The sequence below is a fragment of the Streptomyces sp. NRRL S-1022 genome (genome assembly GCF_000720135.1).
Lineage (GTDB): Bacteria > Actinomycetota > Actinomycetes > Streptomycetales > Streptomycetaceae > Streptomyces.
On the sequence record NZ_JOIU01000007.1, the window covers coordinates 181519 to 200787 of the forward strand.

At 73.3% G+C, this 19269-nt stretch carries 18 protein-coding genes; 15 read left to right on the forward strand and 3 right to left on the reverse strand.

The features are described from left to right. Nucleotides 1-80 precede the first annotated feature (80 nt). The 4 genes from IG05_RS0110005 to IG05_RS0110020 are packed head-to-tail and all read left to right on the forward strand — an operon-like array spanning nucleotide 81 to nucleotide 3894. On the forward strand, nucleotides 81-674 hold the full coding sequence (locus IG05_RS0110005) for a helix-turn-helix domain-containing protein (RefSeq protein WP_030341168.1): 594 nt from the start codon (nucleotides 81-83) through the stop codon (nucleotides 672-674). Next, complete coding sequence (locus IG05_RS0110010; RefSeq protein ID WP_234335818.1) at nucleotides 667-1296, forward strand: hypothetical protein; 630 nt, start codon at nucleotides 667-669, stop codon at nucleotides 1294-1296. Before IG05_RS0110005 ends, IG05_RS0110010 begins: the two co-directional genes overlap by 8 nt. Next, nucleotides 1296-2504, forward strand: a complete 1209-nt coding sequence (locus tag IG05_RS0110015; protein WP_030341170.1) for an MAB_1171c family putative transporter — start codon at nucleotides 1296-1298, stop codon at nucleotides 2502-2504. The genes IG05_RS0110010 and IG05_RS0110015 overlap by 1 nt, the downstream gene beginning before the upstream one ends. Then, a complete protein-coding gene (locus IG05_RS0110020) occupies nucleotides 2497-3894 on the forward strand; it encodes an FAD-dependent monooxygenase (RefSeq protein ID WP_030341171.1) in 1398 nt (465 codons plus the stop codon). The genes IG05_RS0110015 and IG05_RS0110020 overlap by 8 nt, the downstream gene beginning before the upstream one ends. Before the next feature lie 40 nt (nucleotides 3895-3934). Here IG05_RS0110020 and IG05_RS0110025 read toward each other — a convergent pair whose 3' ends face one another. Beyond that, complete coding sequence (locus IG05_RS0110025) at nucleotides 3935-4960, reverse strand: MBL fold metallo-hydrolase (protein ID WP_037813516.1); 1026 nt, start codon at nucleotides 4958-4960, stop codon at nucleotides 3935-3937. 324 nt (nucleotides 4961-5284) lie between these two features. Between IG05_RS0110025 and IG05_RS0110030 the strand changes: the two genes are divergently transcribed. The 3 genes from IG05_RS0110030 (at nucleotide 5285) to IG05_RS0110040 (ending at nucleotide 7993) form a co-directional block, all read left to right on the forward strand. Then, entirely contained in the window at nucleotides 5285-5581 is a 297-nt protein-coding gene (locus IG05_RS0110030; protein ID WP_030341175.1) for a GYD domain-containing protein, read from the forward strand. Between the two features lie 723 nt (nucleotides 5582-6304). Then, nucleotides 6305-7756 (forward strand): aldehyde dehydrogenase, encoded by a 1452-nt coding sequence (locus IG05_RS0110035; RefSeq protein WP_030341176.1) that lies wholly within the window; start codon nucleotides 6305-6307, stop codon nucleotides 7754-7756. 3 nt (nucleotides 7757-7759) lie between these two features. Beyond that, nucleotides 7760-7993, forward strand: a complete 234-nt coding sequence (locus IG05_RS0110040) for a ferredoxin (RefSeq protein WP_030341178.1) — start codon at nucleotides 7760-7762, stop codon at nucleotides 7991-7993. A gap of 129 nt (nucleotides 7994-8122) precedes the next feature. On the opposite strand, the gene IG05_RS0110045 is transcribed toward IG05_RS0110040, so the two are convergent. Further along, nucleotides 8123-8677 carry a lamin tail domain-containing protein gene (locus IG05_RS0110045; protein WP_030341179.1) on the reverse strand — a complete coding sequence of 185 codons (555 nt, stop codon included), beginning with the start codon at nucleotides 8675-8677 and terminating at the stop codon, nucleotides 8123-8125. 602 nt (nucleotides 8678-9279) lie between these two features. Here IG05_RS0110045 and IG05_RS0110050 point away from each other — a divergent pair. From IG05_RS0110050 to IG05_RS0110085, 8 genes are all read left to right on the forward strand, one after another. Then, entirely contained in the window at nucleotides 9280-10503 is a 1224-nt protein-coding gene (locus tag IG05_RS0110050; protein WP_030341181.1) for a prenyltransferase/squalene oxidase repeat-containing protein, read from the forward strand. After that, a complete protein-coding gene (locus IG05_RS0110055; protein WP_030341182.1) occupies nucleotides 10500-11186 on the forward strand; it encodes an SCO2322 family protein in 687 nt (228 codons plus the stop codon). The genes IG05_RS0110050 and IG05_RS0110055 overlap by 4 nt, the downstream gene beginning before the upstream one ends. Before the next feature lie 67 nt (nucleotides 11187-11253). Beyond that, a complete protein-coding gene (locus tag IG05_RS0110060; RefSeq protein WP_420707576.1) occupies nucleotides 11254-12378 on the forward strand; it encodes an energy-coupling factor transporter transmembrane component T in 1125 nt (374 codons plus the stop codon). Beyond that, entirely contained in the window at nucleotides 12375-14117 is a 1743-nt protein-coding gene (locus IG05_RS0110065) for an ABC transporter ATP-binding protein (RefSeq protein ID WP_030341186.1), read from the forward strand. Before IG05_RS0110060 ends, IG05_RS0110065 begins: the two co-directional genes overlap by 4 nt. Then, the gene (locus tag IG05_RS0110070) at nucleotides 14114-14947 is read left to right on the forward strand and encodes an ECF transporter S component (RefSeq protein ID WP_030341187.1); all 834 of its coding nucleotides are present in this window, start codon (nucleotides 14114-14116) and stop codon (nucleotides 14945-14947) included. The genes IG05_RS0110065 and IG05_RS0110070 overlap by 4 nt, the downstream gene beginning before the upstream one ends. A 353-nt stretch (nucleotides 14948-15300) precedes the next feature. Further along, on the forward strand, nucleotides 15301-15714 hold the full coding sequence (locus IG05_RS0110075; RefSeq protein WP_030341189.1) for a transglycosylase SLT domain-containing protein: 414 nt from the start codon (nucleotides 15301-15303) through the stop codon (nucleotides 15712-15714). 151 nt (nucleotides 15715-15865) lie between these two features. Beyond that, the gene (locus tag IG05_RS0110080; RefSeq protein ID WP_030341191.1) at nucleotides 15866-16555 is read left to right on the forward strand and encodes a YoaK family protein; all 690 of its coding nucleotides are present in this window, start codon (nucleotides 15866-15868) and stop codon (nucleotides 16553-16555) included. A 59-nt stretch (nucleotides 16556-16614) separates the two neighbouring features. Next, complete coding sequence (locus tag IG05_RS0110085) at nucleotides 16615-17871, forward strand: hypothetical protein (protein WP_158838838.1); 1257 nt, start codon at nucleotides 16615-16617, stop codon at nucleotides 17869-17871. Nucleotides 17872-17875: 4 nt separating this feature from the next. On the opposite strand, the gene IG05_RS0110090 is transcribed toward IG05_RS0110085, so the two are convergent. Then, the gene (locus IG05_RS0110090; RefSeq protein ID WP_030341194.1) at nucleotides 17876-19111 is read right to left on the reverse strand and encodes a cytochrome P450; all 1236 of its coding nucleotides are present in this window, start codon (nucleotides 19109-19111) and stop codon (nucleotides 17876-17878) included. Nucleotides 19112-19269: the final 158 nt, after the last annotated feature.

The following is a 19269-nucleotide window of genomic DNA, read 5'->3' on the forward strand; positions in this document are numbered from 1 at the left end:
GTCTGGTCGCCGAACGGGCGAACGGGTAGCCTCGCGTCAGTCCAGCCACCGAACGGATGACATGCCCAGGGGGGACCTCGGTGAGTGACGCCTATGCCTCGCTGGCCGATGTCCTGGACCGGCTCGGCGAGTTGACCGGCCGCCCCGGACGGCTGCCGGAGGCCCTCGACGTGGCCGGCCTCTCCTACCGCACCGGCATCCCCGTCGGCGTCGTCGTCGAACTGCTCTCCGGCGGCCGGGCCCCGGAGGCCTGCCTGGCCCAACGCGTGCGCCAGCGGCTGGACTTCATCCGGGAGAGCCGGCGCCGCCCGGACGGCAAGCGGTACTCGCTGGACGAGCTGGCCCGGATCGCCGGAACCAGCCGGCAGTGGCTGAGCGAGTGGCGCAAGAGCGGGATGCCGAGCCTGGAGCACGCCGACCGGCTGCGCCGCTTCTTCGGCCTGCCCGCGGGCTTCTTCACGGCCGACGAGCCCGAGGCGCTGCACGAGGCGCTGCAACCCGTGCTCCAGGCTCTGGAGGCCGAGGCGGACCCGTTGCTGCGGCTGCGCGAGAGCGGACTGGTACGGCTGGCCGCCCGGGCCCCGCAGATGAACGCCCGGCAGCTCGCCACCCTCGCCGACCTGGCCGAAATGATCATCGCCTCCGAGCGGGCGGAGGGCACCGGGCGTGCCTGAACCGACCGCCGGGGCCTGGAGGCCGGCCAGGCGCCCTCGGTCCGCGGCCCCTGCCAGGCAGCCGAGGTCCCCGAGGCGCTTCCTCGACCGGCTCGTCCGCGACACCGTCCGCGGCCTCACCCCGCCGACCGGCCCGGAGGCCTTCCTGCACGCGCTGTGCGCCACGCTCAGCCCCCAGCTGGACCGCCCCGTCCGGCTCAAGTTCGTCGCCTTCCCGCCCGGCCTCGACGTCTCCGGCATCACCCTCGCACGGGAGGAGGACTACATCGTCGTGGTCGAACAACGCGCTCCGGACCCGCACAAGTTCGTCATCGCCGGGCACGAGATCGGCCACATCCACTACGGCACGCTCGACGTCCACTACCAGGCCGGCCTGCCCGCCGCCGCCCGCCGGCTGCTGTCCCGCGCCGAGGACGACGTCCCCTGGGACCGGGTGGCGGCCATGGCCACCCGCTCGCCCGCCGCGGCGGCGGCCGAGGCCGAGTGGGAGGCCGAGGAGTGCGGGCTGCGCCTCGCCGCGAAGTTCTCCAAGGTCGTCGGGCCGGGCGCGGCCGGCCGGATGACCCAGGACACCCTCACCGACCGGCTGTCGTCCTCCCTGGGCAACATCGGCGGGCCGTGATGCGCTGGGACATCGCCGGCTCCTTCGCCGCCTACGCCGTCCCGGCCGCCCTGCTCGCCGTGGCCTTCGTGATCAAGCTGCCGCTGCTGCGGCGCGCCTGGCAGGACCCGATCCTGCGGGCCACCGCGCTGCTGCTCGGCATCGGCGCGGTCGTCTTCGCCTCGCTGCCGCCGGCCAACCTGCACCACATCAACGAGCTCTCCGGCATCCCCAACTTCGCCGGTCTGTGGGTGTATTCACTGCTGACCGCGTACTGCGGCGCCTGCCTGTGGCTCATCATCACCTGGCGGGAACCGCCGTCCGCCGTCCGCCGCCGGCGCACCCGGCTGGTCTGGATGGCGTACACCGTCATCATCGTCGGCCTGTGGACGACGTTCCTGCTCGGCGACCACCGCGTGGAACGCACCCGCGACCTCGACACCTACTACGCCGACACCCCCTGGATGCGCGAGTTCGTCCTGCTCTACCTCGTCGCCCACCTGGTGTCCGCGCTGGTCGCGGCGGGCATGCTGTGGGCCTGGTACCGGGAGATCGAGGACACCTGGCTGCGCCGGGCGGTGATCTACCTCCAGGAGGCCTACGCCCTCGGGCTTATCTTCGACCTGGCCAAGCTCGCCGCGATCGGCGCCCGGTGGACCGGCCGGGAGTGGGACTGGCTGTCCACGTACGTCGCCCCGCCGTTCGCCATCGCCGAGGCCGGCCTGGTGGCCGTCGGCTTCATCACCGGGCAGGCCGGCCCGTGGGCGGCCGAGCACCGGCGGCTGGTGCGCACCCACCGGCGCCTGAAGCCGCTGTGGCAGACCATGCTGACCGTCACCGCGCCCTCGGCGCCCGCGACCGGCCGGGTCAGCGGCGCCGCCCTGCGCCTGGAACTGCGCCGGGCCGCCATCAACGACGGGCTGCTCAAGCTGGCCCCGCACCTGAGCCCGCACCGGCGGGAGCGGACCCGGCAGGCGGCGGGGTCGGTGGGCTACCCGGACTCCGTCGCCCGGGGCATCGCGGCCGCGGTGGACATCCTCGTCGCGGCCGACGCGCTGCACGCGCCCGCGGACCACGACCGTTCGCTGCCCGGGGAACACCCGGGGTCCGCCTCCGTCCCGGACAGCGAACTGGAGTCGGTCGCCCACGCGTTGCGCTTCCACGCGGCGGCCGTAGAAAGGTTCCGCCGGCAGGCGGTCGCCACGGAAGGTCTCACCTCACATGCCTGACATACCCACCGCCCGCCGTACCGCGCTCGTCATCGGCGGCAGCACGGCCGGCATGCTCGCCGCGTCCGTGCTCGCCAGCCGCTTCCACGAGGTGACGATCGTGGAGGCCGACCGGCTGCCGGCGGGCCCCGAGCCGCGCAAGGGCCTGCCCCAGGCGCGGCACGCGCACCTGCTCTGGTCCGGCGGCGTGGCCGCGCTGGAGCAGCTGCTGCCGGGCATCACCGGGGAGCTGACCGCGCAGGGCGCCGGACTCATCGGCGTGATGCGCGACCTGGTCAGCAAGGCGCCGTCCGGGCAGTGGTTCCGGCGGTTCACCGACTCCCGGCACCACATGATCGTGTGCAGCCGGGACCTGCTGGACGCGGTGGTCCGCGCCGACGTCCTCGCCATGCGCCGGATCACCCTGCGCGACGGGACCCGGGCGGCGGGCCTGGCCGGCGACCGGCACCGGGTGACCGGTGTCCGCCTGGCCACCGGTGAGACGCTCCGCGCCGACCTGGTGATCGACGCCGGCGGCCGCGGTTCCCACGCGGACACCTGGCTCCAGGCCCTGGGCCACGCCCCGGTCGAGGAGCGGGTGGTCGACGCGGGCGTCACCTACGCCAGCCGGTTCTACGCGGCCCCCGGCGCCACCGCGACCCTGCGCTACCCGGTGGTGAACGTGCAGGCCGACCCGCGCGACGCACCCGGCCGGGGCGGGGTCGTCGTACCGGTCGAGGGCGACCGCTGGCTGGTCACGCTCTCCGGCACCCGGGGTGGCGAACCCTCCGCCGACCCCGACGCGTTCGAGGACTTCGCGCTCACCGGCCTGAAGGACCCGGTGATCGGCCGGCTCCTCGCCCAGGCCAAGCCGCTGACCGACCCGGTGATCACCCGCAGTACGGCCAACCGCCGCCGCTTCTACGAGAAGGCCGCGGCCTGGCCGGAGGGCTTCGCGGTGCTCGGCGACGCCGTCGCCGGCTACAACCCGGTGTACGGCCACGGCCTGTCCGTCGCCGCGCAGAGCGCCCTCGCCCTCGGCCGGACCCTCGACCGGTACGGCCCCACCGCCCCCGGCACCGCCCGCCGCGTCCAGCGCGCGGTGGCCCGGCCGGTCGGCAACGCGTGGAACCTCGCGGTCGGCCAGGACGCCTACTACCCCGGGGCCGCCCCCCAGCCGCCGACCGCCGTCGAACGCCTGCTCACCGCCTACGTCGACAAGGCCGTGGCCGCCGGCTCCGAGAACCCGCGCGCCCTGCGGGGCCTGCTGGACGTGATGAGCCTGCGCACCCCGGCGGCCCGGCTGTTCGCCCCGGACATGCTGTGGAACGTCTGCTTCGGCCCCCGCAAGGGCCCCCTGGCGGGACCGCCGCTGACGGAGGCCGAACGGGAGTCGGCGGGGCTGAGGTGAGACCAGCGGGGCCGGAAGGGGCCGGGGCGAGGAGTACGGGCTACACGGCCGCGTACGCCACCGGGTCGCTGCCCGGCACCGGTTCCGCCCGGCCCAGTTTCACCAGGCGGCGCAGGTGGGACTCCGCCTCCGAGACGGCGATGTTGCGGGACCCGTAGGGGATGTCGGTCCAGGGCCGGTTCCACTCCATGCGCTCGGCGAGCTGCCAGGGCGTGAGGGGCTCGGCGAGGAGGGCGAGGAGGCCGGCCAGACGGCTCTCGTGGTGGTCGAGCAGGGCACGGACGCGGCCCGGGCCGTCCGTGAAGGACTGCTGGTGCGCGGGGAGCACCTCCGCCGGGGTGAGCCGGCCGATCCGCTCCAGTGAGTCCAGGTAGTCCCCCAGCGGGTCGGTGACCGTCGCGTCGTCGGGGTCCTCGTACAGGCCGATGTGCGGGGTGATCCCGGGCAGCAGGTGGTCCCCGCTGAACAGCCGCCCCTGGCCCGGGAGCCGGGCCGGATGCTCCTCCTCCAGGTGCAGGCAGACATGGCCCGGCGTGTGCCCCGGGGTCCAGATCGCGCGCAGCCGGCGGCCGGGCAGGTCGAGGAGTTCACCGGGGACGATCTCCCGGTCGGGCAGCGCCGGGGACAGGCCGGGCAGGGCCCCCACGCGGGGCGTCCGCAGCGGCGCCACGTGCTCCTCGGGCGCCCCGGCCGCCGTCAGCTTGGCCGCCATGTACGAGAACCACCGCTCCGGCCGGGTCTCCCGGGTCCGCCGCACGATCGCCGCGTCCGCCGCGTGCAGCGCCACCCAGGCGCCGGAGGCCTCCCGGACCCGGGCCGACAGGCCGTGGTGGTCCGGGTGGTGGTGGGTGATCACCACGCCGTACACCTCCCCGACCGCCGTACCGCAGGCCGCCAGCCCCGCCGTCAGCGCGTCCCAGGACCCGGGGTCGTCCCACCCGGTGTCGACGAGCACGGGACCCCGGTCGGTGTCCACCACGTACACCAGCGTGTACCCGAGGGGATTGTCCGGAATGGGCACCCGAACGGCCCGCACGCCCCCACCGTGATCGAACACAGCCACGATCACCCCTCCACCCGTCCGCCCTCCGCCCCACGGCCATTGCCCACTATAACTAGAACTGGTTTCAGTGGCTGCTCAACTCGGCGCACAGGGTCGAGTGTTGGTCGCTGCGATCCGCCGGGCCGGTCAGCCGGTCACCCGTGGCCGGTGGCGGTCGACTGCGATCCGGTGGTGTCCGCCCTCGTCGATGTCAGGCATGGATGCCAGCCGGCCCCTCGATGCCTGTGGTCGCTCGTATTGCTCGTTCGGGTGCGTATCTCGTGCAAGTACTGCCCCAGCTGGCCAGGCTTGACCTCGCAATGCGTCTCCTCGTGAAGGTAGAAGAACATGCCGACGTACGTCGCCTTGCTGAGCTGGACCGAACAAGGGGTCCGAAACTACAAGGACACCGCGAAGCGCGCCGAGACCTTCGGCTCAGGGGTCCAGAAGCTCGGGGCGAAGCTCCTGAGTATCTACTGGACCGTCGGGCCGTACGACCTCGTGGCCCTCGTCGAGGCGCCCGACGACGAAACCGCGGCGGCAGCACTCCTTCAGCTCGGCGGGGTGGGCAACGTCCGCTCCACGACCCTGCGGGCCTTCGACCGAGAGGAGATGGAGCGCGTCATCGCCAAGGCTGCCGGCTGACGGCCACCACAGCGCCGGCGATGGCGTCTGGCGAGTCGGCTCAGCAGCTGGGCTGACGCCCGCATCTGCCCCCCGTTCTCCCAGGAGGAGCGCACAATGGCGCAACCGGTAAGCCGGCCAACGATCAGCGCCGAGCAGTTCAGTCGAGTGTGTGACGAGATCAGGAGCACGGCGGCGTCCGAGGTGGACGCTCGGTCCATCCGGGACTGTGCTCTGCGCATCGTGCAGACTCTGGGCCTGGCGCTATCCACGGATGACCTAAGCGGGCTCCTCGCCGGACTCATGGTCCCTAGTGCGGCCCCGCCACCTGAGAGCCCTCGGTACACCCGAGAGCCCATCCTGGACATGCCCGACGAACGGCCAGGAGAAGATGAAGGTCCGGTTAGGTAGGCCGGGCCTTCGACCACGAACCACGACCCACGCGGCGATACCGCTGTCCTGTGGGTGGACTGGCGCGAGTCACAGCCAGGCCCCGAGCCGGCTGCCGATGCCGACCGCGCGCAGCCGCTGCCGCTGCCGCCGTGTCGATACCGAACTCGGTGACCTTCTCGGCGTTCGTGGACAGCGCGACCGAGCCTGGAGTCGGATCCGGTGCAACTTGGGGCGATGGCCGGGACGCTCCTGCCACGCATGCGGGTTGTTGCCCAACCCGGGAACTGGTATCAGTTCTGACACAGCGTCAGAAACAACGAAGCGGTGCGGTGCGGCGGGAGGCAGTCGGCCATGACAGAGCTCGTGGAACACGGACAGCTGTTCATCGGCGGGGAGTTGACCGACCCGCTGGGCCGGGACGTGATCGAGGTGATCTCGCCGCACACCGAGGAGGTCATCGGCCGGGTGCCGCACGCGTCCCGGGCGGACGTCGACCGGGCCGTGGCCGTCGCGCGCCGCGCCTTCGACGAAGGGCCGTGGCCGCGGGCCTCACTGGAGGAGCGGATCGCGGTCGTCACCCGCGTCAAGGACGGCATCGCCGCCCGGCACGAGGAGATCGCCCGGGTGATCTCCTCGGAGAACGGCTCCCCGTACTCCTGGAGCGTCCTCGCCCAGGCGCTCGGCGCGATGATGGTGTGGGACGCGGCGATCCGGGTCGCCCGCGACTTCACCCACGAGGAGCGCAGGGACGGCGTGCTGGGCCCGATCCTGGTCCGGCGGGAGCCGGTGGGCGTGGTCGCCGCCGTCGTGCCCTGGAACGTCCCCCAGTTCGTCGCCGCCGCCAAGCTGGCACCCGCCCTGCTGGCCGGCTGCACGGTCGTCCTCAAACCGTCCCCGGAGTCCCCGCTGGACGCCTACCTCCTGGGCGAGATCGCTCGCGAGGCCGGCCTCCCGGAGGGCGTACTGTCCATCGTCCCCGCCGACCGGGAGGTCAGCGAGTACCTGGTCGGTCACCCCGGCGTCGACAAGGTCTCCTTCACCGGCTCGGTCGCGGCCGGCAGGCGCGTGATGGAGGTCGCCGCCCGCAACCTCACCCGGGTCACCCTGGAGCTGGGCGGCAAGTCGGCGGCGCTGGTGCTGCCGGACGCGGACCTGGCGGCGGCCGTGTCCGGGATCGTCCCGGCGGCCTGGATGAACAACGGGCAGGCCTGCGTGGCCCAGACCCGCATCCTCGTCCCGCGCGCCCGCTACGCCGACTTCGCCGACGCCTTCGCGCAGGCGGCGCGCGCCCTCGTCGTGGGGGACCCGCTGGACCCGGCCACCCAGGTCGGCCCGCTGGTCGCCCGGCGCCAGCAGCAGCGGAACCTGGACTACATCCGCATCGGCCAGGAGGAGGGCGCCAAGGTCCTCACCGGCGGTGGCCGCCCGGACGGGCTGGAGCGCGGCTGGTACGTCGAGCCCACCCTCTTCGGTGACGTCGACAACTCCATGCGCATCGCCCGCGAGGAGATCTTCGGCCCGGTCATCTGCCTGCTGCCGTACGGCGACGAGGCCGAGGCCGTGAGAATCGCCAACGACTCCGACTACGGCCTGTCCGGCAGCGTGTGGACGGCGGACACCGAGCACGGCATCGACATCGCCCGGCAGGTCCGCACCGGCACCTACTCCGTGAACACCTTCAGCCTCGACATGCTCGGCCCGTTCGGCGGCTACAAGAACTCGGGCCTGGGGCGGGAGTTCGGGCCGGAGGGGTACGGCGCGTACCTGGAGCACAAGATGATCCACCTCCCGGCGGGGGCGTGACCCATGGGCGACCGCTGGCACGTGGAGGTCGACCGGTCGCTCTGCATCGGCTCGGCCCAGTGCCTCCACCACGCCCCGGCCGGCTTCCGCCTCGACCCCGCCCGCCAGTCCCACCCGGCCGCCCCGGACACGGACGCCAGCGAACAGGTCCTGGCGGCGGCCGAGAACTGCCCGGTGGAGGCGATCCTGATCACCCTGCTGGGCACCGGGGAGACGGTGTTCCCACCGGAGGAGTAGGGCACGGCAGCGCGCCCCTCCCGGCGGGAAGGGCGCGCTGCCGAACGGAAGAGGGCTGCGGTGCGACGAAGGCCGCGGTGCGACGAGGCCGGTGCTCAGCGCGGCCGGCGGGGCACGGCCGGACTCGGCTCAGCGGTGCCGGCCGTGCCACCCGCCGTCGTGCCGGCCGCGGTCGCCACGGTGGTCGTGGCCCCAGGACGCGACGTCCACGAGGCGCCCGCGCTCGTCGCGCAGGGTCGCGGTGTCGTGGTCACGATCCCACACGCTGCGCCGGAGGTCCTGGTAGAGGTCGTCCCCGCCGTCCCGGCCGAACCCGGTGTGCAGCCGGACGCTTCGGTGGCCCCCGAGCCGGTGGTGCCGGAACCGGTAGGTGTGACCGTCCTCGTCCGACAGCGTCCAGCCGTCGAGGTCCACGCTCTCGCGGCCCTCGTTGGCGAGTTCCACCCACTCCCTGTTCAGGGGCCGGTCGGCGGGGCCGCGGGCGTCACGGCGGTCCGACGGCCGGTACTGCACGTCCCTGATGACCACAGGCGGGCGGTGGTAGCGGCCGTGACCACGGCCGTGGTCGTGGTCGTGGTCGTGGTCGGCAGCCGAGGCCGGCAGAGCCGCCGCGCCGACGACGGCGACCGCTGTGGCGACGGCGGCGACCACGCGGCGCGCGGTGACGGAAACGAAGACGGACACGAAGTCCCCTTTCACAAGGGTTCTGCGGCGGCCGGGCGGCCGCGCGGCCCTACCTTGCGCACACACGCGACCCGGATCGATGACACACGGCGACCGTTACGATCCGCGCACATATTCGTGACTTTCGACTGCAATGTCCATCTATGCGACGAAGACCCCGAGAGGTGCACGATCCGGCACCCCACCACGGCCCCCCTCACCCGAAAGTGAGTAACGCGCCCCGCCACCAAGTCGACGCCCGGGCCGGCAAGCACCGTGGTCCCGTGACCCCGCTCACCAACCCCCTGTGCCCACAGCCACCCCTCGGCCCTCCGAGGGCGGCCGGTAAAGTGGCGGGGTCGTCATCACACCCGTACGGGGGGAAGCCGGTGCAATTCCGGCGCTGACCCTCCCTCAGCTCCCGGCTGCGCTCGCGCCGGGGGCGCCCCCAGCCGTGTGCCGCCGGAAGGGGCGGTGAGCCGGACTGCCCCGGGCGGGACGTTGACCGGCTCAGCGTGCGCCGGCGGTCCGCCGCGCACGGCACCGTCGAGGTCTACGGAGCCGAGCCGCCCGGGGTGTCCCGTGCGCTGCCCGGCTCCCCACAGGAGAGGCAGTCGCCGACCATGAACGTCCGCCGCAGTGCCGCGGCTCTCGCCGCCGTAGGCGTGCTGGCCGCCGCCGCGCCCGCCACGGCCGCCGACCAGTCCCCGTCCGCGCCGTCCCCGAAGGCGACCGTGCCGCACGGCCTTTACGGCAAGAGCGACCCGGCGTACGACGGCGTGTGGCGGCAGTCGCTCACGCTGCTCGCCCAGCGCACGCTCGGCTACCGGCCCGCCCCCGCGGCCGTGGACTGGCTCGGCGGGCAGCAGTGCGCGAACGGCTCCTTCGCCGCTTTCCGCGCCGACGCCGCCAAGCCCTGCGACGACAAGACCAAGGCCGACACCAACAGCACGGCCGCCGCCGTTGAGGCCCTGGCCGCGACCGGCGGACACGGCGGTGCCGTCGGCAAGGCCGTGGACTGGCTGAAGTCCGTGCAGAACGAGGACGGCGGCTGGGGTTACTACCCGGGCGGCTCCAGCGACACCAACTCCACCGCCGTCGTCATCGGCGCGCTCACCGCGGCCGGCACCGACCCGGCGGGCGTCCGCAAGTCCGGCAAGTCGCCGTACGACGCGCTGCCCGCCTGGTCCATCCCCTGCGACCAGGACGGCGGCGGCGCCCTCGCCTACCAGCCGGACAAGAAGGGCAAGCTGCTCGCCAACGCGGACGCGACGGCGGCCGGTCTGCTGGGCGCGCTCGGCAAGGGGTTCGCGGCGGAGGCCGGCAAGCCTCCGGCGCAGGACGCCTGCGCCGAGGCCGACCACCCGACCCGGGAGCAGGTCGCCGACAACGCCGGCGCGTACCTGGCGACGGCCGTCGCGAAGTCCGGCCACCTGCAGTCGACCCTGCCCGGCGCCAAGGACCAGCCCGACTACGGCAACACCGCGGACGCCGTCGTCGCGCTCGCCGCGGACGGCCGGACCGAGCCGGCGAAGAAGGCGTACGCCTGGCTGGAGAAGCACGCCGGCCCGTGGGCGGTGCAGAGCGGCCCCGCCGCGTACGCCCAGCTGATCCTCGCCGCCCACGCGATCGGCGAGCAGCCGGGCGACTTCAACGGCACCAGTCTGGTCAGTTCGCTCAACGCGCTCGGCCCGGCCCCGTACATGGACTCCGCCACGGGGCACTCGGACAGCACGGAGAAGTCCGACGACTCGGACACCGGTGTGTGGTGGATCGTCGGTGTCGGGCTCGTCGCCGGCATCGGCATCGGCTTCCTGCTGAGCGGCCGGAAGAAGCGCCGGTCGTGACCCTCGTCCGCCGTGCCGTGCCGGTGCTCGCCGCCGGGCTGGCCGCGCTGCTGCTCCTCGCCTCCGCCGGGCCGGCCGGGGCCGCCGGCTACCGCTACTGGTCCTTCTGGGAGCGCGCCGGCGGTCACTGGACGTACGCCACGCAGGGGCCGGCGACCGTCCGTCCCGACGACGGCGCGGTGGAGGGCTTCCGGTTCGCGGTGAGCGCGGACTCGGCGGACGCGAGCCGGCCGCGCGGTACGGCGGACTTCACCTCCATCTGCGCCGGTACGCCCGCCGCTTCCGGTACCAAGCGCGTCGCCCTCGTCCTCGACTTCGGCACCCGCGCGGACGCGCCGTCCGGGCAGACGCCGCCGGGCCGCCGTACGGCCTGCGCGCGGGTGCCGCAGGACGCGACCGGCGCCGACGCGCTGGCGGCCGTGGCCAAGCCGCTCCGGTACGACACGAACGCCCTGCTGTGCGCGATCGCCGGGTATCCCCGGACGGGGTGCGGCGAGCAGGTCTCCGCCCAGGGCAGGCCGAGCGGCGGCGCAGGCGGAAGCGGCGGCGACGGCGGTAACGGTGGCGGTGGCGGTGGCGGAAGCGGGCCCTCGCTCGGGCTGCCGATCGGTGCGGGGGTGGTCGCCCTGCTGGCGGGAGCGGCGGTGTGGCAGGCACGGCGGCGGCGCGATGAGTCCGCGTGAGCGGGAGCGGCCGGGCGGGCGCGGGTCCGCTGTGGCCGGTCGCGCGGTTCCCCGCGCCCCAGGGGAGGTGCGGTCGCCGAACGCCCGCGTCCCGGAGGGGGTGCGGTCGCCGAGCGACGGCCCCGGCGCCCGGCGCCGAGCGACCGTGCACCCCGGTGCCTGGTGGCTCTGGGCGATATGCCTCGGTACCGCGGCCACCCGTACCACCAACCCGCTCCTCCTCGGCCTGCTCATAGCCGCCTCCGCGTACGTGGTGGCCACGCACCGCTCCCCCACTCCAGCGGCCCGCTCCTACACCGCCTTCGTCAAGCTCGCCCTCGCCGTCCTCCTCGTCCGCGTCCTGTTCGCGGTGGCGCTCGGCTCCCCGATCCCGGGCACGCACACCCTGCTCATGCTGCCCGAAGTCCCGTTGCCGCACTGGGCGCAGGGCATCCGGCTGGGCGGCCGGGTCACCGCGGAGGCGGTCGTCTTCGCCGTCTACGACGGGCTGAAGCTCGCCGCCCTGCTCATCTGCGTCGGCGCGGCGAACGCCCTCGCCGGCCCGGCTCGTCTGCTCAAGTCCCTGCCCGGCGCGCTGTACGAGACGGGCGTGGCCGTGGTCGTCGCCCTCACCTTCGCGCCGCACCTGGTCGCCGACGTGCAGCGGCTGCGCGCCGCCCGCCGGCTGCGCGGCCGGCCGGACCGGGGCCTGCGGGGGCTGCTCCAGGTCGGACTGCCGGTCCTGGAAAGCGCGCTGGAGCGCTCGGTGGCGCTCGCCGCCGCGATGGAATCCCGTGGCTACGGCCGTACCGCCGAGGTTCCCGCCCGGGTCCGCCGTACGACGTCCGTGCTCACCCTCGGCGGTCTGCTCGGGGTGTGCGCGGGGACGTACGGGCTGCTGACGGCGGAAGGGGGCGCGTACGGGCTTCCGCTGCTGCTCGCCGGGGTCGTCGCCGCGCTCGCGGGGCTGCGGCTGGGAGGCCGGCGTTCGCCGCGGACGCGGTACCGCCCGGACCCGTGGGGGCCGCGCGCCTGGCTGGTCACGGGCTCCGGCGCCGCGGTGGCCGCGCTGCTCACGCTCGCCTCCGTGCGCGATCCGCTGGCCCTGCACCCGGGGGTCGTGCCGCTCGTCGCGCCGGCCCTGCCGCTCTGGCCGGCCTCGGCCGTCCTGCTCGCCCTGCTGCCCGCCTTCGTCCCCAAGGAGCATCCGTGATCCGCTTCGAGGATGTCAGCGTGACGTACGAGGGTGCCGCCGGACCCACCGTCACGGGCGTCGACTTCGAGGTGCCCGAGGGTGAACTGGTGCTGCTCGCCGGTCCGTCCGGGGTGGGCAAGTCGACCGTGCTGGGCGCGGTCAGCGGGCTGGTCCCGCACTTCACCGGCGGCACCCTGCGCGGCCGGGTGACGGTGGCCGGCCGGGACACCCGTACCCACCAGCCGAGGCAACTGGCCGATGTCGTCGGCACGGTGGGCCAGGATCCGCTGGCGCACTTCGTGACGGACACCGTGGAGGACGAACTCGCCTACGGCATGGAGTCGTTGGGCCTCGCGCCGGAGGTGATGCGGCGCCGGGTGGAGGAGACCCTGGACCTGCTGGGCCTCGCCGGGCTGCGGGACCGCCCGATCGCCACCCTGTCGGGCGGGCAGCGCCAGCGGGTCGCGATCGGCTCCGTGCTCACCCCGCACCCGCGGGTGCTGGTCCTGGACGAGCCGACCTCGGCGCTGGACCCGGCCGCCGCGGAGGAGGTGCTGGCCGTGCTCCAACGGCTGGTGCACGACCTGGGGACGACGGTCCTGATGGCCGAGCACCGCCTGGAGCGGGTGATCCAGTACGCCGATCGCGTGGTCCTCCTCCCGGCTCCGGGCGCCGCCCCGGTCGTGGGCCCCCCGGCCGAGGTCATGGCCGTCTCCCCGGTCTGCCCCCCGGTGGTCGCCCTGGGCCGCCTGGCCGGCTGGTCGCCCCTCCCCCTCACCGTCCGCGACGCCCGCCGCCGGGCCGGGGCCCTCCGGGACCGCCTGGCCGACGCGGCCACGGACCAGGGCGGCACCCCGCCGGCAGCGGCCGGCGGCCCCGCCCCCGTCCGGCAGCGGCAAGCAGGCCCCGACCCCGACCCCGTCCGGCAGCGGCAAGCCGTACCCGGCGCACCCCGCCGCTCCCTCTTCCGCCGCCGCCCCGCGCCCGCCGGCGAGCCCGCGCGCACGCACACCGCCGAGGTGCGCGCCCTCTCGGTCCGCCGGGACCGCGTCCAGGCGCTGCGCCACGTGGACCTGACCGTGGCCCCCGGTGAAACCATCGCGCTCATGGGCCGCAACGGCGCCGGCAAGTCCACCCTCCTCGGCTCGCTCGTCGGTCTGCTGGCGCCCACCTCCGGAAGCGTCACCGTGGGCGGGACCGCCCCCCACCGCACGGCGCCGAAGGACCTCGTACGGCACGTCGGTCTCGTCCCCCAGGACCCGCGCGACCTGCTGTACGCGGACACGGTCGCCGCCGAGTGCGCGGCGGCCGACCGGGACGCGGGCGCCGAAGCCGGTACCTGCCGGTCGCTGGTGTCCGGCCTGCTGCCGGACATCGCGGACGACACACACCCGAGGGACCTGTCGGAGGGCCAGTGCCTGGCGCTCGCCCTGGCCGTGGTCCTGACCGCCCGCCCTCCCCTGCTCCTGCTGGACGAGCCGACCCGCGGCCTGGACTACGCGGCGAAGGCCCGCCTGGTCGCCGTGCTGCGCGGGCTGGCGGCGGAGGGTCACGCGATCGTGCTGGCCACGCACGACGTGGAGCTGGCCGCCGAACTGGCCCACCGGGTGGTGCTGCTCGCCGAGGGCGAGGTGATCGCGGACGGCCCGACGGCCGAGATCGTGGTGTCGTCCCCGTCCTTCGCGCCCCAGGTGACGAAGATCCTGGCCCCGCAGCGGTGGCTGACGGTGGCCGCGGTCCGGGAGGCCCTCGCATGAGCCGCACCACACCGGGCGCACGCGTCCGTGCCGTCCGCCTCGGCCCCCGCTCGCTGGCCGCGCTGGCGCTGACCAGCGCCGTAGGGGTGGCGGCCCTGTTCTGGCCCTTCCTCGCCCCGCCCGCCTCGCAGCTGAGCGCCCACGCCCAGGACGCGCCGTGGCTCTTCGCGGGCCTGCTGATCCTGCTGGTGGCGATCGTGGCGGCGACGATCTCCGAGTCGGACCTCGGGCCGAAGGCCGTGGCCATGCTGGGCGTGCTGGCCGCGACGGGGGCGGCGCTGCGGCCGATCGGCGCGGGTACGGCGGGGATCGAGCCGATGTTCTTCCTGATGGTGCTGAGCGGGCGGGTGCTCGGCCCCGGCTTCGGGTTCGCCCTGGGATCGGTGACGATGTTCGCGTCCGCGCTGCTGACGGGCGGGGTCGGGCCGTGGCTGCCGTTCCAGATGCTGTCGATGGGCTGGTTCACCATGGGCGCGGGCCTGCTGCCGGGCCCGGTGCGGCTGCGCGGCCGTGCCGAGCTGCTGGTGCTCGCCGGGTACGGCTTCCTGGCGGCCTTCGCCTACGGCACGGTGATGAACCTGGCCGGCTGGACCTTCCTGGACAGCGCCGCCTCGAACATCTCCTTCACCGCCGGGGCCCCGGTCGCCGTGAACCTGGCCCACTTCGTCGCGTACTGCGTGGCCACCTCGCTCGGCTGGGACCTGGGCCGGGCGGTCTGCACGGTGGTGCTGACCCTCGCGCTCGGCCCGGCGGTGCTGCGGGCGCTGCGCCGGGCGACACGGCGGGCCGCTTTCGAGACCGCGGTCACATTCGACGGCCCCGGCGCCTGAGAACCCACCTCCGGGGCGTGAGGACTCGCCTCCGTGCCGTGAGCGAGACGGTGAAGCGCCCCACATGACGCACGTCACCTACGAAGCGGGGCCGTAGTCCCATTTGTCCGATACACCCAACTGCGCACCCCTTCTGACCTGCGGATTGCGAGCCACGTCACAGAGAGGATGTTTCCCGGCGCTCCGGCCACAACTAGTAAAAGGGGTCATTGCGGACAGCTTCCGAGCCTGCTTCTCTGGACGACGTCGCCAGGCACCACGAGCCCGACCGGGCCGCGGCGCCGACGCATACGGCCACAGCGCGTGGTCCTTCCATGCGGGCGATCCACCGTCCCCGACGCAAGAGGTTCTCCGTGTCCCTGTCCTTCCTCCGCCGCATCGCTTCCCCGAAGAAGGCCCTCACCACCGCCGCCGTGGCCGCCGCCACCGCCGGCCTGGCTCTGACCGCGGCCCCCGCCCAGGCCGCCACCTCCTCCGCCTCCTCCGCTCAGGCGACCGCGCACCGGATGATCCCGGACGCCGCGCAGTTCAACGCCTTCAGCAAGATCGTCGAGCACGAGAGCGGCTGGAACCCCGCCGCCACCAACAGCGCCTCCGGCGCCTACGGCCTGGTCCAGGCCCTGCCGGCCTCGAAGATGTCCTCCGCGGGCGCCGACTGGAAGACCAACCCGGCCACCCAGATCAAGTGGGGTCTGGACTACATGAACTCCCGCTACGGCAGCCCGGTCAAGGCCTGGAACTTCTGGCAGGCCAACGGCTGGTACTGAGCCGCCGCCCCCCGGCAGCAGCCCGGCCGACCCGGCATCCGCACCCTCGCCTCCGCTCGGCGAGGGTGCGCGCGCATGTCCGGGCACCCGCCCGGGCCGCCGTTCCCTACCGTGTCCCCGTGGTGACACCTCGGACGACCGCGGAGGAACGATGACGACGCCGGCGCCGGCCGTGGAGCGGGACCCCGAGACGCGCGGACTGCGGCTGGTGGCCGTACTCCTGACGCTCACCGTCGTCAGCGGCCTGATCGACGCCGTCGGCTATCTGGGCCTGGGCCGGGTCTTCACGGCGAACATGACCGGCAACGTGGTCGTGCTCGGCTTCGCCGCGGCCGGCGCCCCCGGCTTCTCCGTCCCGCTCACGGCCACGTCCCTGGCCTGCTTCCTGCTCGGCGCGGTGGCGGGCGGCCGGACGGCGGCCCGCTTCGGCCGGGGTTCGCGCCGCCGCTGGGCCCGGCTGACCCTCGCGGCCGAGGCGGTACTGGTCGGCGGATCGGCGGCGGTGGCCTTCGCCTGGCCGGGCACCACCGGCACCCGGTACGCGCTGATCGCCCTCACCGCCTTCGCGATGGGCCTGCGCAACGCCACGGTCCGCAAACTGGGCGTGCCCGACCTGACCACCACCGTCCTGACGATGACCCTCACCGCCCTCGCCTCCGAGTCCCGCCTCGGCGACGCCACGGGCCACCGCTCCCCCCGCCGCTCGGCCTCGGTCCTCGCCATGGCCGCCGGCGCCTGCCTGGGCGCCTGGCTGGTCCTCCGCCACGGCCTGGGCATCGCCCTGCTCCTCGCGGCACTGGCATCGGGGGTGCTGGCGCTGCTCGCGTCGGGCCGGGAGTGACTGGGCCGATCGGAGCAGCACCGCAAGCGGGCCGAGCTGCACGGCACGAGCATGGCGCCATGGCACACACACCTCCTGGCGTGGGCCGCGGCAGGATATCCGGCGCGTTCATGTTCTCCGGCCTGATCGCGGCCGCGGGCCTGCTGGTCTACCTCGGGCGTGCGGACACCACGCACGCGTTGTCGTACGCCGGCCGCCTCGCCGGCGGACTGCTCGTCCTCGCGGGGCTGGTGGCCCTCACCGCGGCGGCCTGCGTCGCCGTGGACAGGTTCCTGGGGCACGGAACGAAGTACACGACCGCGATCATCCTGTTCGGCGCGCTGGCCGTCCTGGGCGCCGGTCTGATGCTGCTGGCGATCCAGCTGGAGGAGTACACACACTGGCTCTGGGTCTGGCTGGGCCTCATCGCGTGGTCGGGCTGGGCGCTGTGGGACCTCCTCCACCGTCGCCAGGCGTGGCGGGAGATCACGTTCCGTCGCAACTTCGCGGCGATCGCCTCCGCCACGGCGCTGATCACCGTCGCGAACTTCGTGTACACCCAGATCTACACGCCTTACGCCTCGCCCATGACGGTGGTGATCTCCGCGAAGATCGGCACCATCCGCAAGGACAAGGACACCACGTACGTGCCGTTGACGTTCCAGTTGGAGAACTCCGGAAAGGTGGCCGCGTGGGTGGTGGGGGCGAGTTACTCGCTCACCGGGGTCAACTGGAAGTCGACGTACCAGCCGTTCCGCACGGTGAAGGAGTGGAAGGCGGACGTCGACAACGAAGGACTGAGCGACCTGGAAGCGTTCGCCGACAAGCCGGAGCTCTTCACGGTCAGCCTCGGACTGCTCCTGGCGCCCTTCGATTACAAGTTGGATCCGGGCGAGAAGTACATCCAGGAGAAGACTGTCGAATTGCCCAGCAAGGCGTACCGGGCGGTCCAGGTCCAAAGTGAAGCGTATCTGCTGAGAAAGGACAGGATGCTGCAGGACGCCCCCGTGCAGGAATACCACTCATGGTCCGGGACGGGAGAGAAGGCCCCCGCATGGGTGACGAACTCGATAGGAGTTCCTGCTGATTCCGCGTACGTCAGGTACAGCGTCCCGGTCAGTTACAGCAACCAGGTCCTGAACTTCACGAGGAAACGCAGGCACCTCACCCTGTGGTGGATGCTGGGCACCGAGGACACGAGCCCGCTGACGCCCCTGGCGGCTTCTCTGGTGTCCGACGGGGAGGACAAGGAGCCGTCCTACTCCGAATCGCAGCAGGAACTGGACAAGTACGGCTTCTCGTACATGAACACCGGAGGGGCGATGGCGGTCCTGTGACCGGTCAGCCGGCCCTGACCCGGAGTTCCTTCACGCCGTTGATCCAGGCCGAGCGGAGCCGACGCGGGGCGTCGGTCAGGCGGAGGCCCGGCATCGTGTCGGCGACCGCGTTGAAGATGAGGTCGATCTCCAGGACCGCGAGGGACTTGCCGAGGCAGTAGTGGGGACCGCCTCCGCCGAAGCCCAGGTGCGGATTGGGATCGCGGGTGATGTCGAAGCCGTCGGGGTCGGTGAACACCTCGGGGTCGTGGTTGGCGGAGGCGTAGAAGAGCCCGACCCGGTCCCCCTTCCTGACGACGGCCCCGCCCAGCTCCGTGTCCTGGGTCGCCGTCCGCTGGAAGGAGTTGACCGGGGTCGCCCAGCGGACGATCTCCTCGGCCGTGGTCGCCGGGCGCTCGCGGCGGAAGAGGTCCCACTGGTCGGGGTGGGTGAGGAACGCGTGCATGCCGTGGGTGATGGCGTTGCGCGTCGTCTCGTTGCCGGCCACCGCCAGCATCAGCACGAAGAAGCCGAACTCGTCGGAGTTCAGGTTGCCCTCGTCCTCGGCCGCCACCAGGGTCGTCACGATGTCCCGCGCGGGGCAGCGTTTGCGCTCGGCGGCCATGTTCATGGCGTAGGCGATGATCTCGGTGGCCGACTCGCGGCCGATCTCCTCCGTGATCGCGTACTCGGGGTCGTCGTAGGCGATCATCTTGTTGGACCAGTCGAAGATTTTGGACCGGTCCTCCTGCGGCACCCCGATCAGCTCGGCGATCGCCTGGAGCGGCAGTTCGCACGCCACCTCGGTGACGAAGTCGAACGGCCCCGAGCGGGCGCGGGCTCCGGCGACGATCGCCTCCGCGCGGGCCCGCAGCCGTTCCTCCAGCGCACGAATGGAGCGTGGCGTGAACCCGCGCTGCACTATCTGCCGGACCCGCGTATGTTCCGGTGGATCCATGTTGAGCAGGATCAGCCGCTGCGCGTCGATCGCGTCGCGTTCGATGTGCTCGTTGAAGCGGATGATCGCGGTGTTGAGGGAGGACGAGAACAGTTCCGGGTGCGTCGAGACGTACCTGACGTCGGCGTGCCGGGTCACGGCCCAGTAGCCGGCGTCGGCGAACCCCGCCACGCCGTGCGGCTGCGGGATCCAGCGGACCGGCTCGGTACGGCGCAGCTCGGCGAACTCCGGGAGGGTCACACGGTGGTGCAGCAGATCGGGATCGGTGGGGTCGAACCCGTCGGGCAGCGCTGGACAGGGCATCGGCGGCTCCAGCCATCTGACGGTCCATCAGCGGGTGCCGTGAAGGTAGTAACGGGTTCTACAAGTAGCAAGAGGCACGGCACCCCCAATCCGTGCGGAACGCGCGCAGATCGCACCCCCGGCACCTGCAAGACCCTTGCGGTGATGGACGTCACGTC